Origin of the sequence: Lentzea sp. (assembly GCF_036380075.1) — a bacterium.
Lineage (GTDB): Bacteria > Actinomycetota > Actinomycetes > Mycobacteriales > Pseudonocardiaceae > Lentzea.
The window spans coordinates 49,142-65,965 of record NZ_DASVFL010000027.1 but is presented as its reverse complement, the minus strand read 5'-3'; the positions used below and the strand labels follow the sequence as shown (position 1 = coordinate 65,965).

Below are 16,824 nucleotides of genomic sequence, written 5' to 3'. Positions count from 1 at the left end.
AAAACTCAGTCGAGGTGGAAGACCTCGTCGAGGGGCCGCATCCGTTCGTCGGCGTGGCCGTCACCGACGAAGAACTCCGCCATCTCGTTCTGCCAGCGCGCGTTCACCTCGGTGCGCGCCATCTCCGCGAGCGCCGCGTCGAAGTCGTCGCACTCCAGGTAGCCGACGAGCAGGCCGCCGGCGTCGAGGAAGAGCGAGTAGTTGCGCCACCCCGCCTCGGTGAGGGCGGCCCGCATCTCCGGCCAGACCTCGCGGTGCCGCGCCCGGTACTCGTCAAGACGGTCCGGGCGGACCCGCAACGTGAAGCAGACGCGCACGTCAGAAGTCGAACTTGTCGATGTTGTCCTTGGTGAACACGGTCGGCGGGCCGAGGACGACCTCGCCCTTGGCGCCGATCGTGTAGTCGCCGAGCTCACCGGCCTTGTACTTCTCGCCCTCGGCACCGGTGATCTGCCCGGACGCGAGCGCGGCCGCGGTGTAGGTGGCGAGGTAGCCGAGCTTGCTCGGGTCCCACAGCGCGAACGACTTCACGGTGCCGTCCTGCACGAACTTGCGCATCTGGTTCGGCGTGCCCAGACCCGTGAGCTGGACCTTGCCCTTGTACTCCGACGAGCTGAGGTAGCGGGCGGCCGCGGCGACACCGACGGTGGTCGGCGAGATGATGCCCTTGAGGTTCGGGTGCGCCTGCAGCAGGCCCTGGGTCTTCTGGAACGACGTCTGGTCGTCGTCGTTGCCGTACGCCGTCTCCACGAGCTTCAGGCCCGAGTACTCCGGCTTCGCGAGCTCGGTCTTCATGACCTCGATCCACGCGTTCTGGTTGGTGGCGTTGGGAGTCGCGGACAGGATCGCGATCTCCCCGCTGCCGCCGACCGCGTCGGCGACCAGCTTCACCTGGCCGGCCGCGATCTCGTTCGAGGTGGCCTGGTTGATGAACACGTCCCGCGCGTCCGGTGCGGCGTCGGAGTCGAACGTGACGACCTTGAGCCCCTGCGACCGCGCGGTCTTCAGCGCGGGCGCCACGGCGTTGGCGTCGTTCGCCGAGATCACCAGCGCGTCCTGCTTCTGCTGCGCCGCGGTGTTGATGTAGGTGACCTGCGACGACGCGGCGGCGTCGGACGGTCCGGTGGCCTTGACCTCGCCCTTGATCGCCGTGCCCGCGCTCTCCGCGCCCTTCTGCGCCACGGTGAAGTACGGGTTGTTGACCTGCTTGGGTAGGAACGTGATCTTCAGGCCTTCCTTGACCGCCGCGTTCGGGTCGGCCTTCGCGGAGTTGGTGGCGCCACCGGTCTGCTGCCCGGCGCTGTCCTTCGTGGTGCCGCCACCGCAGGCGGTGAGCGCGACTGCCCCGGAGATCGCCAGGGCGAGCACTAGACGTGTGTTCATGGCGCGGCCTTCCTCAGAGTTGCGACGCGTCGGGTGATCGAAGGGGCGAGAACGCTCACCAGCAGCAGGAGGCCGGTGACGATGGTGAGGACCTCGGTCGAGGTGTCCTGCAGGATCAGCAGGTTGCGCAGGCCACCCAGCAGCAGCACCCCGGCGAGCACGCCGAAGAGCGTGCCCCTGCCGCCGAAGATGGACACGCCGCCGAGCAGGACGGCGGCGACGACGGCCAGCTCGAGCCCGACGCCGTTGTCCGCGCGGGCGCTGGAGAAGCGGAACGTGTAGACGATGCCGGCGACCGCGGCGACCGCGCCGGCGAGCACGAAGAGCGTCAGCTTGATCCGTTTGACCCTGATGCCGGAGAAGCGCGCGCCCTCCTCGTTCGCGCCGATCGCGTAGACGGACCGGCCGAACGAGCTGGCGTGCAGCGCGACGCCGAACAGCACCGCGAGGACCGCGGCCAGCACGATCGGGTACGGGATGTTCGTACCGGGCAACGGGGTCGTGCCGAACGACGTGTAGCTGGCCGGGAAGTCGGCGACGGCCGTGTCGCCCAGCACGACCAGGGCGAGACCGCGGTACAACGCCAAGGTGCCGATGGTGACCGCGAGCGACGGCAGCCCGAGCCGGGTGACCAGCAGGCCGTTGACCGCCCCGCACACCGCGCCCACGACGACCACCGTCGGCAGGATCGTTTCCAGCGACCAGCCGGCGTTCCACAGCCAGCCGATCAGCGCGCTCGACAGCCCCAGCACCGACGCGACGGACAGGTCGATCTCGCCCGCGACGATCACCAGGGTCAGCGGCAGCGCGATGAGGGCGATCTCGCCGATGTCGAGGCCGAGGTAGAAGAGGTTGCCGCCGGACAGGAACGACCCACTGGTGCTGACCTGGCCCGTCAGCGCCACGACGACCAGCAGGAACACCAGCGCGGTCTCCCACCGCAGGAGGTTACGCATGGCTGGTCCCTTCCGTGGTGCGCAGGGCTTTCGCCAGGCGGAGCGCGAGGAGCCGGTCGACGGTGATGGCGCTCAGCAGCAGCGCGCCGGAGATGGCCTGCTGCCAGAACGCGGGGATCTGCAGCACCACCAGGCAGCTGGTGATCGTGCCCAGCAGCAACGCGCCGAGCGCGGCACCCGCGACCGTCCCGGATCCGCCGAAGATCGCGACGCCGCCGACGACCACCGCCGCGACGACCTGGAGCTCCAGCCCGGTGCCCGCCGCCGCGTCGACTGTGCCGTACCGGGCCACCCACAACGCTCCGGCGAGTCCCGCGACCAGTCCGGAGAGGACGAACGTCGTCAGGGTCCGCTTGGCGACCGGGATGCCGGCCAGCACCGCCGCCTCCGGGTTCGAGCCGATCGCGTAGAGCTCGCGGCCCGACCGGTACGACCGCAGGTACACGGCGGCGACGGCGATCACCGCGACGGTGACCAGGACGAGGACCGGGACGCCCAGGACCCGGCTGCTGCCCAGGTCCAGCAGCGCGTCCGGCAGGTTGGCGGCGTTGACCTGTTGCCCTTGGGCGAGTGCGTAGTCGACGCCGCGGAACACGTAGAGCGTGCCGAGGGTGACGACGAGGCTGGGGACGTTGCCCAGCGCCACCAGCAGGCCGTTGAGCAGCCCGCACGCCAGTCCGACGGCGATGCCGAACCCGATGCCCGGCACGAGGGGGGTGCCGGGGTGGTCGGCGAAGTGCTGGGCGGTCAGGAACGCGGACAGGCCGAGCACCGACCCGACCGACAGGTCGACGTTGCGGGTGATCACGACGAGCGTCTGGCCGACGGCGAGCAGCGCGACGATCGAGGCGTTGAGCAGGAGGTCGCGCAGGCTCTGCGGCTGGACGAACCGGGGGTTGACGATCGCGGTGGGGAGGACGACGAGCGCCAGCGCCACGACGATGCCGAGCTCGCGGACGCGGCCGACGCGGGTGGTGAGGCGGCGGGCGGCGGTGCGGCGGGAGGGTGCGACGGCGGTGGTGGTCACCGGGCCACCTGCCCGGCGGCCGCGAGCGCGACGCGTTCCTCGGTGGCCTCGTCGCGCGCCAGCTCCTCCACCAGCCGGCCTTCGTGCATCACCAGCACGCGGTCGGCCATCCCCAGCACCTCCGGCAGCTCCGACGAGATCATCAGCACCGCGACGCCCTGCCCCGCGAGCTCCGACAGCAGGCGGTGCACCTCGGCCTTCGTGCCGACGTCGATGCCGCGCGTCGGCTCGTCGACGATGAGCACGGACGGCTTGCGCGCCAGCCACTTCGCGAGCACGACCTTCTGCTGGTTGCCGCCGGACAGCACGCCGACGGGATCGCTCAGCCGCGCGAACTTCAGCCGCAGCCTGACCGCCCAGTCCTCGGCCAGCGCGCTCTCCGACCGGCGCCGCAGCAGCCCGAACGTCGACAACCTGCCGAGCGAGGCGAGCGCGGTGTTGCGCTCGATGGACGCGTCCATCACGAGCCCCTGCTGGCGGCGGTCCTCGGGCACGAACCCGATGCCCGCGGCCATCGCGGCGGTGGGGGAGCCGTACTTGAGCTTCCTGCCGCGCACGTGCACGGACCCGCCGTCCGGCCGGTCGATGCCGAAGACCGCCCGCGCGACCTCGCTGCGGCCGGCGCCGACGAGTCCGGACAGGGCGACGATCTCGCCCGCCCGCACGTCGAACGACACGTCGGTGAACACGCCCTCCCGCGTCAGCCGTTGCACCGACAGGAGAACCTCGCCCGGTGTCGTGTCCTCCTTGGGGAAGAGCTGCGACAGCTCGCGGCCGACCATGCGGCGCACCAGCGAGTCCGGCGTCTCGTCGTCCAGCGGACCGGACCAGACGAACTCACCGTCGCGCAGCACGGTCGCGCGCTGGCACAGCTCGAAGACCTCGTCGAGCCGGTGCGACACGAACAGCACCGCGGCGTCCTGCGCGCGCAACGCCTGCACCACACCGAAAAGCCGCTGCACCTCGTGCGCCGAGAGAGCGGCCGTGGGTTCGTCCATCACGATCACGCGGGCGTCGAACGACAACGCCTTGGCGATCTCCACGAGCTGCTGGTCCGCAATGGACAGTCCACGTGCCGGACGGGCCGGGTCGAGGCGGACTCCCAGGCGGGAGAACAACTCCGAGGTCCGCGCGTGCATGGTGGCGACGTCGATGCGGCGGCCGAGCCCGAGCGGCTGGCGGCCCATGAACACGTTCTCCGCCACCGACAGGTCGCCGAACAGCGTCGGTTCCTGGTAGATGATCGCGATTCCGGCCGCGAGCGCGTCGGCGGGACCAGAGAACCTCACGGGCTCGTCGTCGACCAGCACCCGGCCCGAGTCCGGGCGGTGGACGCCGGCCAGCGTCTTGATCAGCGTCGACTTGCCGGCGCCGTTCTCCCCGAGCAGGGCGTGGGCCTCGCCCGGCAGCAGCCGCAGCGACACCCCGGACAACGCGCGGACGGCGCCGAAGGACTTGCTCACCTCGTCCAGCGCCACCACGGGAGGTCGGTCCACGTCCGTCTCCGTCTCCTCGTTGAAACGTTTTAACGGTTGAGTTACGTGCACTCTGGGTGCGCTGCGTCACCATGTCAAGACTTGCGGGGTACGATTCGTTGTCACGTTTCAACAAAGGAGCCGCCGGTGAAGCCGTCAGTGGGCATCCGCGACGTCGCACAGCACGCCGGCGTGTCGAACGCGACCGTCTCCAACGTGCTGAACCGCCCCGACGTCGTCGCTCCCGCGACCAGGCAACGGGTTCTCGCCGCCATCGAGCAGCTCGGCTTCGTGCGCAACGAGTCCGCGCGCCAGCTGCGGGCCGGGCGCAGCCGGGTCCTCGCCTACGTCGTGCTCGACGCGGCGAACCCGTTCTTCACCGACGTGGCCCGCGGCGTCGAGGACGCGGCCAGGGACGCGGGCCTCGCGCTCTTCCTGTGCAACAGCGCCTCCGACGACGGCCGCGAGCGCGAGTACCTGGAGCTGCTGCACGAACAACGCGTCGAGGGCATCCTGATCACCCCGGTCGACACCGAGAGCGCCCAGCTCGCCGACCGCGGCACGCCCGTCGTGCTGGTCGACCGCGAGGCGACCGACGGCACGCGCTGCTCGGTGGCCGTCGACGACGTCCTCGGCGGCGAGCTCGCGGTGACCCACCTGATCGAGAGCGGCCACACCCGCATCGCGGTGGTCGGCGGCCCGCTGTCGATCCAGCAGGTGCGCGACCGCCACGAGGGCGCCCGGCGCGCCGTCGCGAACGCGGGACTGCCGGCCGACGCGCTCACCTTCCTCGAGACCAGGGGTCTGCAGGTGGGCGAGGGCCGCAACGCGGGGGACCGGCTCGTCGGCCTGCCCTCCGGCAGACGCCCCACCGCGGCGTTCTGCGCCAACGACCTGCTCGCGCTCGGTCTGCTCCAGTCGATGACGCAGCAGGGCCTGCGCGTCCCGGACGACCTCGCGGTGGTCGGCTACGACGACATCGAGTTCGCCGCGGCCGCCGCCGTCCCGCTGACGTCCGTGCGCCAGCCGCGCGAACAACTGGGCCGTACCGCGACGCAGCTGCTGCTGGCGGAGAACGAGCCGGACCACGAGCACCGGCACGTGAAGTTCCAGCCCGAGCTGGTGGTCCGCGCGTCCACCTCGGCCAGACGGACCGGAGTCCGCTGAGACGCCCGTTACCGAGCCGAGTCCGGCGCCCGCGATTGGATCACCCGGTCGGTGGGCATCCTCGACCATGCCGGACACGACACTCCTCGCCGACCGGTACGAGGTCGGCGAACCGCTGACCACGAGCGGAAGGGCCGAAGTGCGCCGCGGCCGCGACACCGTGCTGGCGCGCGACGTCGCCATCAAGTTCTTCCGGCCGGGCAGGGACCCGCAGGACGCGCGCCGCATCGACGACGAGATCCGCGCGCTCGCGCGGCTGTCGCACCCGGCGCTGGTCTCGGTGTTCGACGCCGACCCGTCCGCCGAGATGCCCTACGCGGTGCTGGAGCGGGTCGAGGGCCGCACGCTGCACGACCGGGTCGCCGGCGGGTGCCTCGGCATCGCCGACGTCCGCCGGCTCGGTGCCGCGCTGGCCGACGCGCTGGTCCACGTGCACGCGGAGGGGTTCGTCCACTGCGGGGTCAAGCCCGCGACCGTGCTGCTCGGCGACAACGACGCCCCGCGCCTGGTCGACTTCGGCCTAGCGCACCTCGTCGACAGCGCGCGCTTGACGCTGGCCGGCCAGATCTTCGGCACGATGGCCTACCAGGCGCCCGAGCAGCAGCACGGCGGCGAGATCACGTCGGCGGTCGACGTCTACGCGCTCGGCGTGCTGCTGCTCGAGTGCCTGACCGGCCGACCGCACCAGGTCCCCGAGGTGCCGGAGGACCTGCCGTTCGACCTGAAGAACCTGCTGATGGCCATGACCTCGCAGTCGGCCGGCGGCCGTCCCACGGCCCGCGAGTGCCTCGACGCGCTGCCCGCGGTCGGCCCGCCGACCCTCGTCGCGCAGCTGCCCCGCCGGGTGCGGGGCGCGCACGCCGCTCCCGCCGCCGGGATCAGTCCTCCTCGCGTTCCCGCTGCCCGCGCAGCGAGCCGGGGTGTGCCTTCGCAGCTGGGTCGTTGCGCGTCTTGACGAGGCTCGCCACCGTCACGACCACCAGGATCGAGATGATCACGCCGAGGCTCAGCGGCGTCGGCACCTCGGGCACGCTCGGCGAGATGTCGACGTGCGCCCAGTGCAGGATCAGCTTCACGCCGATGAACGCGAGGATCACCGCGAGTCCGGCCGACAGGTAGACGAGCCGGTCGAGCAGGCCCTTGACCAGGAAGAACAACGCCCGCAGGCCCAGCAGCGCGAACGCGTTCGCCGCGAACACGATGAAGGGCTCCTCGGTCACGCCGAACACCGCGGGGATCGAGTCGAGCGCGAACAGCAGGTCGACGCCGCCGATGGCCACGAGCACCACGAACAACGGCGTGGCCATCCGCCGGCCGTCGACGCGGGTGAAGATCTTGCCGCCCACGTAGTCGTCGGTGACGGGCAGCAGCTTGCGGGCGGTGGTCACGACGACGTTGTTCTCGACGTCCGGGTCCTCGTTGCGGTGCCGGAACAGCTGCACGGCCGTGTAGATCAGCAGCAGGCCGAACAGCAGGAACATGAACGAGAACAGCGACAGCAGCGTGGCGCCGACGGCGATGAAGATGCCGCGCATGACGAGCGCCAGCACGATGCCGAACGTCAGCACCTTGTGCTGGTGCTCCTCGGGCACCAGGAACGTCGTCATGATGATCACGAAGACGAACAGGTTGTCGACCGAGAGGCTCTTCTCGACGATGTAGCCGGCGAAGTACTCGGTGCCGGCCTGGCCGCCGTAGGCGCTCAGGAACCACACGCCGAACCCGACGGCCACGAGGATGTAGAACACCGACCACGCCGTGGCCTCGCGGAAGCCGACCTTGTGCGGGCGCACGGCGGCGAGCACGAGGTCGACCGCCAGCAGCACGATGATCAACCCGATCGTGACTGCCCACGTCAGTCCGCTGATCTCCAGCACAACAACCCCTTCGCCGCCCGTTTTGTCCGCATCGGACGTTACCGGGCGGCGAGGCCGATGCCGCGAAGGCCGCTACCGCGCGTCGAACACCGCCGACATCACGCGGTCGAACCCGACCTCGCGCTTCTCGCCGGCCAGAGTCAGCCGCAGCGCTGTGTGAATGTTCGCGCTGGACGTGCCGACGTGCAACTCGACGTCACCCGTGTCGACCTGCCGCCGGCCCGAACGACCGGTGTAGGAGGTGAGGTCCGCGTGCAGCTCGGCGGTCACGGTCCTGGTCTGCCCCGGTTCCAGGTCGACCTTCAGGGCACCGACCAGCAGCCGGACGGGCCGGGCGACCTCGGCCACCGGGTCGTGCAGGTAGATCTGCACCACCTCGGTGGTCGCCACCTCCAGCTCGTTGCGCAGCACCACGTGCACCTTGCAGACGCCGTCGGTCGGCCACTCGCGTTCCTCGCTGCCCACCGCCACCCACGTCGCGGGCGCGTAGGACAGGCCGTGGCCGAACGGGTACAGCGGCGTCGGGTCGACGTTGCTGACCTCGGAGCGCCGCCCGAGCTGGGGGCTCAGGTAGGTCGAGGGCTGGGTCGACCCGGCGCCGGGGAAGCTCACCGGGAGCCGGCCGGACGGGTTCACGCGTCCGCCGAGCACCCCCGCGAGCGCCGCCGCGCCCTCCTGGCCGGGGTAGAAGCCGCACACGACGGCGGCGAGCCGGTCGGCCTGCCGCGACAGGTCGTAGGGGCGGCCGGACAGCAGCACGAGCACCACCGGCATGCCGGTGCCGAGCACCGCCTCCAGCAGCTCCTCCTGCCGTCCCGGCAGCTTCAGGTCCTCGGCGTCGCAGCCCTCGCCGGACGTGCCCCTGCCGAACAGACCGGCGTGGTCGCCGAGCACGACGACGCAGACCTCGGCCTGCCGGGCGGCCTCGACGGCCTCGGCGATCTCCTCGTCCGTGCCGCCGAGCACCGGGCAGCCGAGCGCGAACACCACGTCGTGGTCCTCGCGCAGCGCGTCCAGCACCGTCGGGACGTCGATGCCCATGTCGACGTCCGGGTGGTGCACGCCGACGTGCAGGGGGAACGAGTAGCAGCCCATCATCGCGCCGGCCTCGTCCGCGCGGGGACCGACGACGGCCAGGCGCTTGCCGGACAACGGCAGCACGCCGTCGTTCTGCAGCAACACGATCGACCGCTCGGCGACCTCGCGGGCCAGTGCGCGCGACTCCTCGTCGTCGAGGTCCACGTTGGACTCGGCGGCGGGGGAGTAGCCGGGGTCGAGCAGACCCAGCTCGAACTTCTGCGCCAGCACGCGGGACAGCGCCCTGTCGACGAGCTCCAGGTCGACGCGGCCGTGCTGGAGGCCCTCCAGCAGCGGCTCGCCGAAGCAGTCCACGGTGGGCAGCTCGACGTCGATGCCCGCGGTGAGCGCGAGCGCGGCGGCGTCCTCACGGCCGGCGGCGACGCCGTGCAGCTTGTGCAGGAACGCCACCGAGAAGTAGTCGGCGACCACGGTCCCGGTGAAGCCGTACAGGTCGCGCAGGCGGTCGGTGAGCAGCGTGGTGTCCGAGGCCGCGGGCACGCCATCGTTGTCGGCGTAGGAGTTCATCACCGACCTGGCGCCCGCCCGCAGTGCCATCTCGAACGGCGGCAGGATCACGTCCGCGAACTCGCGCGGCCCGATCGACACCGGCGCGTGATTGCGGCCGGCCCGCGAGGCCGAGTATCCCGCGAAGTGCTTCAACGTCGACACGACGCCCGACGACTCCAGGCCGGCGACGTAGGCCGACCCGATGGTGCCGACCAGGTGCGGGTCCTCGCCGATGGTCTCCTCGACACGACCCCAGCGCAGGTCGCGCGTGACGTCGAGGACGGGCGCGAGGCCCTGGTGCACGCCGAGGCGGCGCATCGACTCGCCGATCTTCGCGGCCATGCGCCGCACCAGGTCCGGCTCGAAGGTCGCGCCCCAGCCCAGCGGCGACGGGTACACCGTGGCCTGCCAGGCGGCGAGCCCGGTCAGGCACTCCTCGTGCACCACCGCGGGAATGCCGAACCGGCTCGACTCGATGACCTGCCGCTGGGTGCGGGCGAGCGTGCGCGCACCCACCTCCGGCGCGATCGGCCGGGTGCCGAAGACGCGGGTGAGCTGACCGATGCCGTTGCTGGTCAGCGCGTCGAAGTCCTGTGGCGTCACGGCGAACTCGTGCTGGTGCGGTGCCATCTCGCCGACGGCGTCGATGCCCACCCAGATGCCCTGCAGCTGGGCGATCTTCTCCTGCGGCGTCATGCGGGCGACGAGGTCGCGCACGCGGTCGGCCACGGGGACGTGGGGGTTGCGCCAGAGCTCGGCCGGCGTCGTGGCTTCTGTTGTCACAGGAACGACCTCACGGAGTCAGGGGGCGGGTCGACTGCCGGACGACCAGCTCGGTGCCGAGGGTGATGTGGGTGTCGGCGGGCTCGTCGCCGTTGATGAGCCGCACGAGCAGTTCGAGGGCGCGGTGGCCCATTTCGCGGATCGGCTGTTCCACCGTGGTGATCGGTGGTGTGCACAGCGCGGACTCGGGGATGTTGTCGAAACCGACCACCGACAGGTCCTCCGGCACGCGCAGCCCGAGCTCGAGCGCCGCGCCGATGGCCGCGATGGCGGTGGTGTCGTTGGCGGCGAACACGGCGGTCGGCCGGTCGGGCGCGCTCAGGAGCTCGCGTGCCGACGCGGCGGCGACCTCGGCGTCGTAGTCACCGCGGCGGACCAGGCTCTCGTCCACCGCGATGCCCGCGCTGGCGAGGGCTCCCCGGTAGCCGGTCTCGCGCTGCTGGGCGGACTTCAGGTCCTCGCGGCCGGTGAGCATCGCGATCCGGCGGTGGCCCAGCGCGAGCAGGTGCTCGGTCGCGAGCCGTCCGCCGTGCAGGTTGTCGGAGTCGACGGTCGGCAGCGCCGCGCGCCCGGTGTGCGGGTCGACCGCGACGACGGGCGTGCCGGGAATGCCTTCGAGGTCGACGGCGGGCGTGACCAGCACGGCGCCGTCGACGAGGGTGCCGCTGAGCCGCGTCAGGTAGCGGTGCTCCCAGCCCTGCGGGTCACCGGTCCGGCCGCCGGCCGAGTAGACGACCAGTTCGAAGCCCGTGCCGCGGATGGCGTCCGCCGCGCCCTTGAGCAGTTCGGTGCTGAACGGCTCGATGTCGGCGACGAGGATCCCGATGACGTTCGTGCGGTGGTTGCGCAGGCTCTGCGCGACGAGGCTGGCCTCGTAACCCAGTTCCTTGATCACGGCCGTGACCCGCGCGAACGTGTCCGCTGAGACGCCGTACCGCTGGTTGAGGACCTTGGACACGGTGGCCACCGAGACGCCGGCTTGGGCGGCGACGTCTCGAATGGTGACGCGTTGGCGAGGAGGCACCGGCTCAGGCTAGCCGTGTAAAACGTTATCGACAACGATTGACACGAGGCGGGCTGAGGCGGGAGTCTCTTGCCCCAACACACGCAGTCCAACTCGGCCGACGTCGTCAGGAGTGGACCCCTCATGCGTTCCAAGAAGCCCCTTGCTCTCATCGCCGCCGCGGCGTTAGTGCTGGCCGGGTGCAGTGGTGGAGGCTCAGACGCCTCCACCGAAGGACCGGTCACGCTCACCTGGTGGCACAACCGCACCACCGAGCCCATGAAGTCGAAGTGGCAGCAGATCGCCGACGACTTCCACAAGAGCCACCCGAACACCTCGTTCACGATCGAACCGATCCAGAACGAGCAGTTCCAGACCAAGGTGCCCCTGGCCTTGCAGGGCAGCACCCCACCGGACCTCTACCAGCAGTGGGGCGGCGGCGCGCTCGCCGACCAGCTGAAGTCCGGCAAGGTCGCCGACATCACGCAGGCGTCGTCGGGCTGGATCGGCCCGCTCGGCAAGAACGCCGACGGCTGGAAGGTCAACGGCAAGCAGTACGGCGCGCCGTACCTCGTCCACGCGGTCGGGTTCTGGTACCGCAAGGACCTCTTCACCGCCGCGGGAGTCACCTCGGCGCCGAAGACGCTGGACGAGCTCAACGCGGCCGTCGCCAAGCTCAAGGGCGCGGGCACGGTGCCGATCGCCATCGGCGGCAAGGACCGCTGGCCCGACGCGTTCTACTGGGCCTACTTCGCGGTGCGCCAGTGCTCGGTCGACACGCTGAAGAAGGCCGTCGAGAAGACCGAGCTGACCGACCCGTGCTTCCTCAAGGCGGGGGAGAACCTCAAGGCGTTCCTGGACACCAAGCCGTTCCAGGAGGGCTTCGTCGGGACGCCCGCCCAGCAGGGCGCCGGCAGCTCGGCCGGCATGCTCGCGAACGGCAAGGCCGCCATGGAACTGCAGGGCGACTGGAACCCGGACGTGATGCAGGCGCTGACCGAGGACAAGGAGCTCAGCTCCAAGATCGGCTGGTTCCCCTTCCCGACCGTGCCGGGCGGACAGGGCGACCCGAGCGTGCTCGTGGGCGGCGGTGACGGGTTCTCCTGCACCACCCGCGCGGCCCAGGCGTGCGCGGAGTTCCTCGGTCACATCGTGAGCGACGACGTGCAGAAGATCCTCGCCGAGACCAACTCCGGTCTGCCGGTGACCCCCGCGGGTGTGGCCGCGCTGAAGAGCGAGAACCACAAGACGATCGCCGACACCGTGAGCAAGGCGTCGCACCTGCAGCTCTACTTCGACACCGCGTTCCCGACCAAGGTCGGCCAAGCCCTGAACGACACCATCGCGAACTTCTTCGCGGGTCAGGGCGGACCCGACACCATCGTGAAATCGGTGAGCGAAGCAGCCGCCGGGAACAAATGATGAGTGCCGCGATCACCACGCGGCCGCCGACCGCCCCCGTGCCGCACGCGCCAGCGGCCGGGGGCACCCGGCGGCGGTCCCGACTCCGCACCCGCCTCGAGCTGGCCCTGCTGCTGGCCCCGGCACTGGTGTTGTTCGTCGGGTTCGTCATGATCCCGATCGGGGTCGCCGCGTACTACAGCCTCTACTCGTGGAGCGGCTTCGGCCCCCTCACGGACTTCGTGGGGCTCGACAACTACGTCGACGCCCTGTCCGGTGACGTCTTCCAGAGCGCCGTCGGGCACAACCTGATCATCGCGGTGCTGTCCATCGTCGTGCAGCTGCCGCTGAGCATCGGCCTGGCGATGCTGCTCAACCGCAAGCTGCGCGGCCGGACGTTCCTGCGCATGGTCGTCTTCGCGCCGTACGTGCTGTCCGAGGCCGTGACCGCCGTGATCTGGCTGCTCATGTTGCAGCCGGGCGGGTTCGTCGACGAGATCCTGCGCGCGGTGGGACTCGGCGGCCTCGTGCAGCTGTGGCTCGCCGACCAGTCGATGGTGCTCTACACGCTGTTCCTCGTGATCACGTGGAAGTACATCGGGTTCGGCGTGATCCTGTTGCTGGCAGGGCTGCAGGGCGTGCCGGAGGAGCTGCGGGAAGCCGCCGCCCTCGACGGCGCGAGCCCCTGGCAGATCACCCGGCACGTCGTGCTCCCGTTGCTGGGCCCGACGATCCGCGTGTGGATCTTCCTGTCGGTGATCGGGTCGCTCCAGCTGTTCGACCTGGTCTGGATCATGACGCTCGGCGGTCCCGCCAACGCGTCCACGACCATGGCGGTCTACCTGACCGACCACGGCTTCAAGCGCTACGAGTTCGGCTTCGGCAGCGCGGTCGCGGTGATCCTGTTCATCATCTGCTTCGTCTTCGCATTGTTCTACCAGCGGTTCGCCCTGCGCCGGGACACCGAGGGCGCCGTGACGTCGGGGGTGCGCTGAGGTGTTGCGCCGCAACAACATCACCGGGTACGTGGCCGCGATCGCCGTCGTCGGCGTGACGGTGGTGCCGCTGCTGTTCGTCGTGCTGGGCGGTTTCCGCACCACGGCGCAGATCAACTCCTCACCCGCCGGCCTGCCGGGTCCGTTCGTCTTCGACAACTACGTCGAGGTCGCCACCTCGCCGCAGTTCTGGCGGCTGCTCGGCAACAGCGCGCTGATCGCGGTCATCGCGACGACGCTCGCGGTCGGGCTCGGCTCGATGGCGGCGTTCGCGCTGTCCCGCTACGCGTTCCGGGGCAGGGAAGGGCTCTACACCCTGTTCACGCTCGGCCTGCTGTTCCCGCTGGGCGTCGCGGCGCTGCCGCTGTACCTGTGGCTGCGCCAGCTCGGCCTGCTGGAGAACCCGCTCGGCGTCGCGATCCCGGAGGCGGCGTTCTCGCTGCCGGTGACGATCGTGATCCTGCGGCCGTTCATGCACGCGATCCCCGGTGAGCTCGAGGACGCGGCGCTGCTCGACGGCGCGGCGAAGCTGGGCTTCTTCTGGCGGATCCTGCTGCCGCTGTCGAGGCCGGCGCTGATCACGGTGTCGGTGCTGGCGTTCGTCACCAGCTGGAACTTCTTCCTGTTGCCGCTGCTGGTGTTCAACGACTCCACGAACTTCACGCTGCCGCTCGGCGTGGCCATGTTCCAGTCAGAGCACACGCAGGACACCGCGAAGGTCCTCGCCTTCACCGCGCTGTCCATGATCCCCGCGCTCACGTTCTTCGTGCTCGCCGAACGCCGCATGGTCGGAGGCCTCACCGGCTCGGTGAAGGGCTGACTCACAAGGGAGTGAATCCGTGCGAACCCGATTAGCCGTTGGTGCCGCGGTGTTGATGGTGCTGACGCAGACCGTCCCCGCGTCAGCCGCGGGACCTCTGAAGCACAGCACGAACCGGTGGGTGGGCAGCGCGGTGGCTGCCCAGCACCTGGCCGCCGAGGCGGACTACCAGAAGGTGCTGACGCGCGAGTTCGACAGCGTCACGCCCGAGAACGAGATGAAGTGGGGCACGGTCGAGGCCGTGCGCGGCCAGTACGACTGGTCCGGCGCGGACGCGATCGTGGACTACGCCAAGAAGACCGGCAAGTCGATCCGCGGGCACACGCTGGTGTGGCACAGCCAGCTGCCCGACTGGGTCGGCGGCCTGGAGGCGGCGGAGCTGCGCGGCGTCGTCCGGCAGCACATCGCCGTCGAGGCCGGCCGCTTCCGCGGCAAGATCCGGGCGTGGGACGTCGTCAACGAGGCGTTCAACGAGGACGGCACGCGCCGGCCGACGGTGTTCCAGACCAAGCTCGGCGACGGCTACATCGCCGACGCGTTCCGCTGGGCCCACGCCGCCGACCCGTCGGCGAAGCTCTACGTCAACGACTACAACATCGAAGGTCTCAACGCGAAGAGCGACGCGACCTACGAGCTCGTGAAGTCGTTGAAGCGCCAGGGAGTCCCGATCCACGGCGTCGGGATCCAGGCGCACCTGTCGCTGATGTACGGGTTCCCGGAAGGCGTGCGGGAGAACATCCAGCGGTTCGCCGCGCTCGGCGTGGACGTCGCGATCACCGAGGCCGACGTGCGGATCCCGTTGCCCGTCACGCCGGAGAAGCTCACCGCCCAGGCCGACTACTTCGGCCAGGTGTGGGACGCCTGCCACGCGGTGAAGCGGTGCGTCGAGTTCACGACGTGGGGCTTCACCGACCGGCACTCGTGGGTGCCGGACGTGTTCCCCGGTGAGGGCGCGGCCTGCCTGTTCGACGAGAACCTGCGGTCCAAGCCCGCGTACCACCGGCTGAACCACCGCTAGTGGCGCGACTCGGAACGTCGGCGAGGTAATACACGCTCAGCAGGACACCTCGCGGCACCGCCCCCACGCCCCCGTACAACCAGTACGAGGACGTGGGGGCGGCACCACGATGCGCCCGTCTGACCGCGCATTCCCCCGGCAACGTTCCGAGCCACACCACTAGAAGCCTCGCGGGGTGACCGGGAGTTTGCGGCACTCCCGGTCACCCCGCCTGCCTCATCGGCGGGTGGCGACCGCGTGTTGCAGCAGGGCCAGTGCCTGCTTCGCCACGACGTTGAACATCCCCATGGTGGTGTCCCGGGTGCCGAGGACCACCAGCAACGTGTCGGCGTCGACGGCGAACACGCCGACCTGCCCCGAGTCCCCCTCGAAGAACACCGCCCGCGGGTTGCCGACGCCCGCCTGCGCGGTGAACTGGCCGGCCAGACCGGCGGCCGCCGCGGCCATCGCCGCCACCCCGTCGTCCTCGATGCCGCGCGTGACGCCGCACAGCACCAGGCCGTCCCTGGTCGCGATCAGCACGCCGTTGATCGAGATCGAGTCGATGTCGCCGTGGACGTCGCGCAGCGCCTCCGTCATCAGCTTCGCGACGGAGCCCTGCCCGATGGGCCTGGACATCGGCGCAGCCGCCTCCGGCATGGCCCTGCGCCTGCGCATGGGCAGCGCGCCGTGGTCGTGCGCTGCCTCTGTGGCCATGTCGCTCACACCGTCAGGTCGGCTTCGATGCCCCGCAGGCTGTGCCGGGCTAGCGCGAGGTTGGCCCGCTCCCGGTCCAGCACGAGGTAGAGGAACAGCATCGAGTCGCCGCGCTGACCCGGCTTGAGCAGGCGGATCAGGTGGTACTGGCGGTTGAGCGTGATCAGGATGTCCTCGATCTCGTCGTTCAGCTTGAGGGCCTGGATCACCCGCTGCTTGGAGCGCACCACCTCGGTGTTGCCGGCCGCCGCCACCTCGAGGTTCAGCCAGTCGCCACCGCCGATCGAGCCGAGCGACATGCCGCTGTCGTAGTCGACGAGCGCGGCACCCACCGCTCCGCTGATGTTCATTGCTTCTTTCAACGCCGTTTCGATGTTCATTCGACGACTCTCTGCTCGTGCGCGACCTGTCACTCACGGCGACGACGTGGGCGAACTTCCCCGAAATCCGCTGGCAGGGCCGCGTGATCTGATCACCCTACGTCGCGATCGCAGTAGTGGAACTGCCGTTTGGAGCAACGTGGTCACGAGTTCCGTCCGTTTAGGACCGAACGTTCACTCCACACTGGACGATCACCGTTCCCAGTCTTCGTTGCGGTGTGGGCACCGTGTTGTCACGTCCATGAGATACGAAACT

General features: G+C 70.2%; 16 protein-coding genes. 6 read left to right on the top strand and 10 right to left on the bottom strand.

What is annotated here, in order from left to right:
* Window positions 1–5: 5 nt before the first annotated feature.
* From VF330_RS03005 to VF330_RS02985, 5 genes are read right to left on the bottom strand one after another with little or no spacing between them, the layout of a single operon-like run.
* A complete protein-coding gene (locus tag VF330_RS03005; protein WP_330849919.1) occupies window positions 6–317 on the bottom strand; it encodes an L-rhamnose mutarotase in 312 nt (103 codons plus the stop codon).
* Between the two features lies 1 nt (window position 318).
* Window positions 319–1,383 (bottom strand): rhamnose ABC transporter substrate-binding protein, encoded by a 1,065-nt coding sequence (gene rhaS, locus VF330_RS03000; RefSeq protein ID WP_330849918.1) that lies wholly within the window; start codon window positions 1,381–1,383, stop codon window positions 319–321.
* Window positions 1,380–2,339 (bottom strand): ABC transporter permease, encoded by a 960-nt coding sequence (locus VF330_RS02995; RefSeq protein ID WP_330849917.1) that lies wholly within the window; start codon window positions 2,337–2,339, stop codon window positions 1,380–1,382. Before VF330_RS02995 ends, rhaS begins: the two co-directional genes overlap by 4 nt.
* Complete coding sequence (locus VF330_RS02990; RefSeq protein WP_330849916.1) at window positions 2,332–3,366, bottom strand: ABC transporter permease; 1,035 nt, start codon at window positions 3,364–3,366, stop codon at window positions 2,332–2,334. Before VF330_RS02990 ends, VF330_RS02995 begins: the two co-directional genes overlap by 8 nt.
* Window positions 3,363–4,862, bottom strand: coding sequence for a sugar ABC transporter ATP-binding protein (locus tag VF330_RS02985; RefSeq protein ID WP_330849915.1), 1,500 nt, complete (start codon window positions 4,860–4,862; stop codon window positions 3,363–3,365). The genes VF330_RS02990 and VF330_RS02985 overlap by 4 nt, the downstream gene beginning before the upstream one ends.
* A 126-nt stretch (window positions 4,863–4,988) precedes the next feature.
* Between VF330_RS02985 and VF330_RS02980 the strand changes: the two genes are divergently transcribed.
* Together VF330_RS02980 and VF330_RS02975 are read left to right on the top strand one after the other, a co-directional pair.
* A complete protein-coding gene (locus VF330_RS02980; protein ID WP_330849914.1) occupies window positions 4,989–6,008 on the top strand; it encodes a LacI family DNA-binding transcriptional regulator in 1,020 nt (339 codons plus the stop codon).
* 67 nt (window positions 6,009–6,075) lie between these two features.
* A complete protein-coding gene (locus VF330_RS02975) occupies window positions 6,076–6,963 on the top strand; it encodes a serine/threonine-protein kinase (RefSeq protein WP_330849913.1) in 888 nt (295 codons plus the stop codon).
* Here VF330_RS02975 and VF330_RS02970 read toward each other — a convergent pair.
* The 3 genes from VF330_RS02970 to VF330_RS02960 all read right to left on the bottom strand — a co-directional run bounded on the left by VF330_RS02970 (window position 6,887) and on the right by VF330_RS02960 (window position 11,279).
* Window positions 6,887–7,885, bottom strand: a complete 999-nt coding sequence (locus tag VF330_RS02970) for a TerC family protein (RefSeq protein ID WP_330849912.1) — start codon at window positions 7,883–7,885, stop codon at window positions 6,887–6,889. The two genes, VF330_RS02975 and VF330_RS02970, sit on opposite strands and share 77 nt — an antisense overlap.
* Before the next feature lie 72 nt (window positions 7,886–7,957).
* Window positions 7,958–10,255: a beta-glucosidase family protein gene (locus VF330_RS02965; protein WP_330849911.1), complete on the bottom strand. Its 2,298-nt coding sequence runs from the start codon at window positions 10,253–10,255 to the stop codon at window positions 7,958–7,960.
* 10 nt (window positions 10,256–10,265) lie between these two features.
* Window positions 10,266–11,279 (bottom strand): LacI family DNA-binding transcriptional regulator, encoded by a 1,014-nt coding sequence (locus VF330_RS02960; protein ID WP_330849910.1) that lies wholly within the window; start codon window positions 11,277–11,279, stop codon window positions 10,266–10,268.
* 123 nt (window positions 11,280–11,402) lie between these two features.
* Between VF330_RS02960 and VF330_RS02955 the strand changes: the two genes are divergently transcribed.
* From VF330_RS02955 to VF330_RS02940, 4 genes are read left to right on the top strand one after another with little or no spacing between them, the layout of a single operon-like run.
* Complete coding sequence (locus VF330_RS02955; protein ID WP_330849909.1) at window positions 11,403–12,680, top strand: extracellular solute-binding protein; 1,278 nt, start codon at window positions 11,403–11,405, stop codon at window positions 12,678–12,680.
* The gene (locus VF330_RS02950; protein WP_330849908.1) at window positions 12,680–13,654 is read left to right on the top strand and encodes a sugar ABC transporter permease; all 975 of its coding nucleotides are present in this window, start codon (window positions 12,680–12,682) and stop codon (window positions 13,652–13,654) included. The genes VF330_RS02955 and VF330_RS02950 overlap by 1 nt, the downstream gene beginning before the upstream one ends.
* A gap of 1 nt (window position 13,655) precedes the next feature.
* Entirely contained in the window at window positions 13,656–14,474 is an 819-nt protein-coding gene (locus VF330_RS02945) for a carbohydrate ABC transporter permease (RefSeq protein WP_330849907.1), read from the top strand.
* A gap of 55 nt (window positions 14,475–14,529) precedes the next feature.
* On the top strand, window positions 14,530–15,492 hold the full coding sequence (locus VF330_RS02940) for an endo-1,4-beta-xylanase (RefSeq protein WP_330849997.1): 963 nt from the start codon (window positions 14,530–14,532) through the stop codon (window positions 15,490–15,492).
* Between the two features lie 216 nt (window positions 15,493–15,708).
* Here VF330_RS02940 and VF330_RS02935 read toward each other — a convergent pair whose 3' ends face one another.
* Window positions 15,709–16,188: a roadblock/LC7 domain-containing protein gene (locus VF330_RS02935; protein ID WP_330849906.1), complete on the bottom strand. Its 480-nt coding sequence runs from the start codon at window positions 16,186–16,188 to the stop codon at window positions 15,709–15,711.
* A gap of 5 nt (window positions 16,189–16,193) precedes the next feature.
* Complete coding sequence (locus VF330_RS02930) at window positions 16,194–16,568, bottom strand: hypothetical protein (RefSeq protein ID WP_330849905.1); 375 nt, start codon at window positions 16,566–16,568, stop codon at window positions 16,194–16,196.
* Window positions 16,569–16,824: the final 256 nt, after the last annotated feature.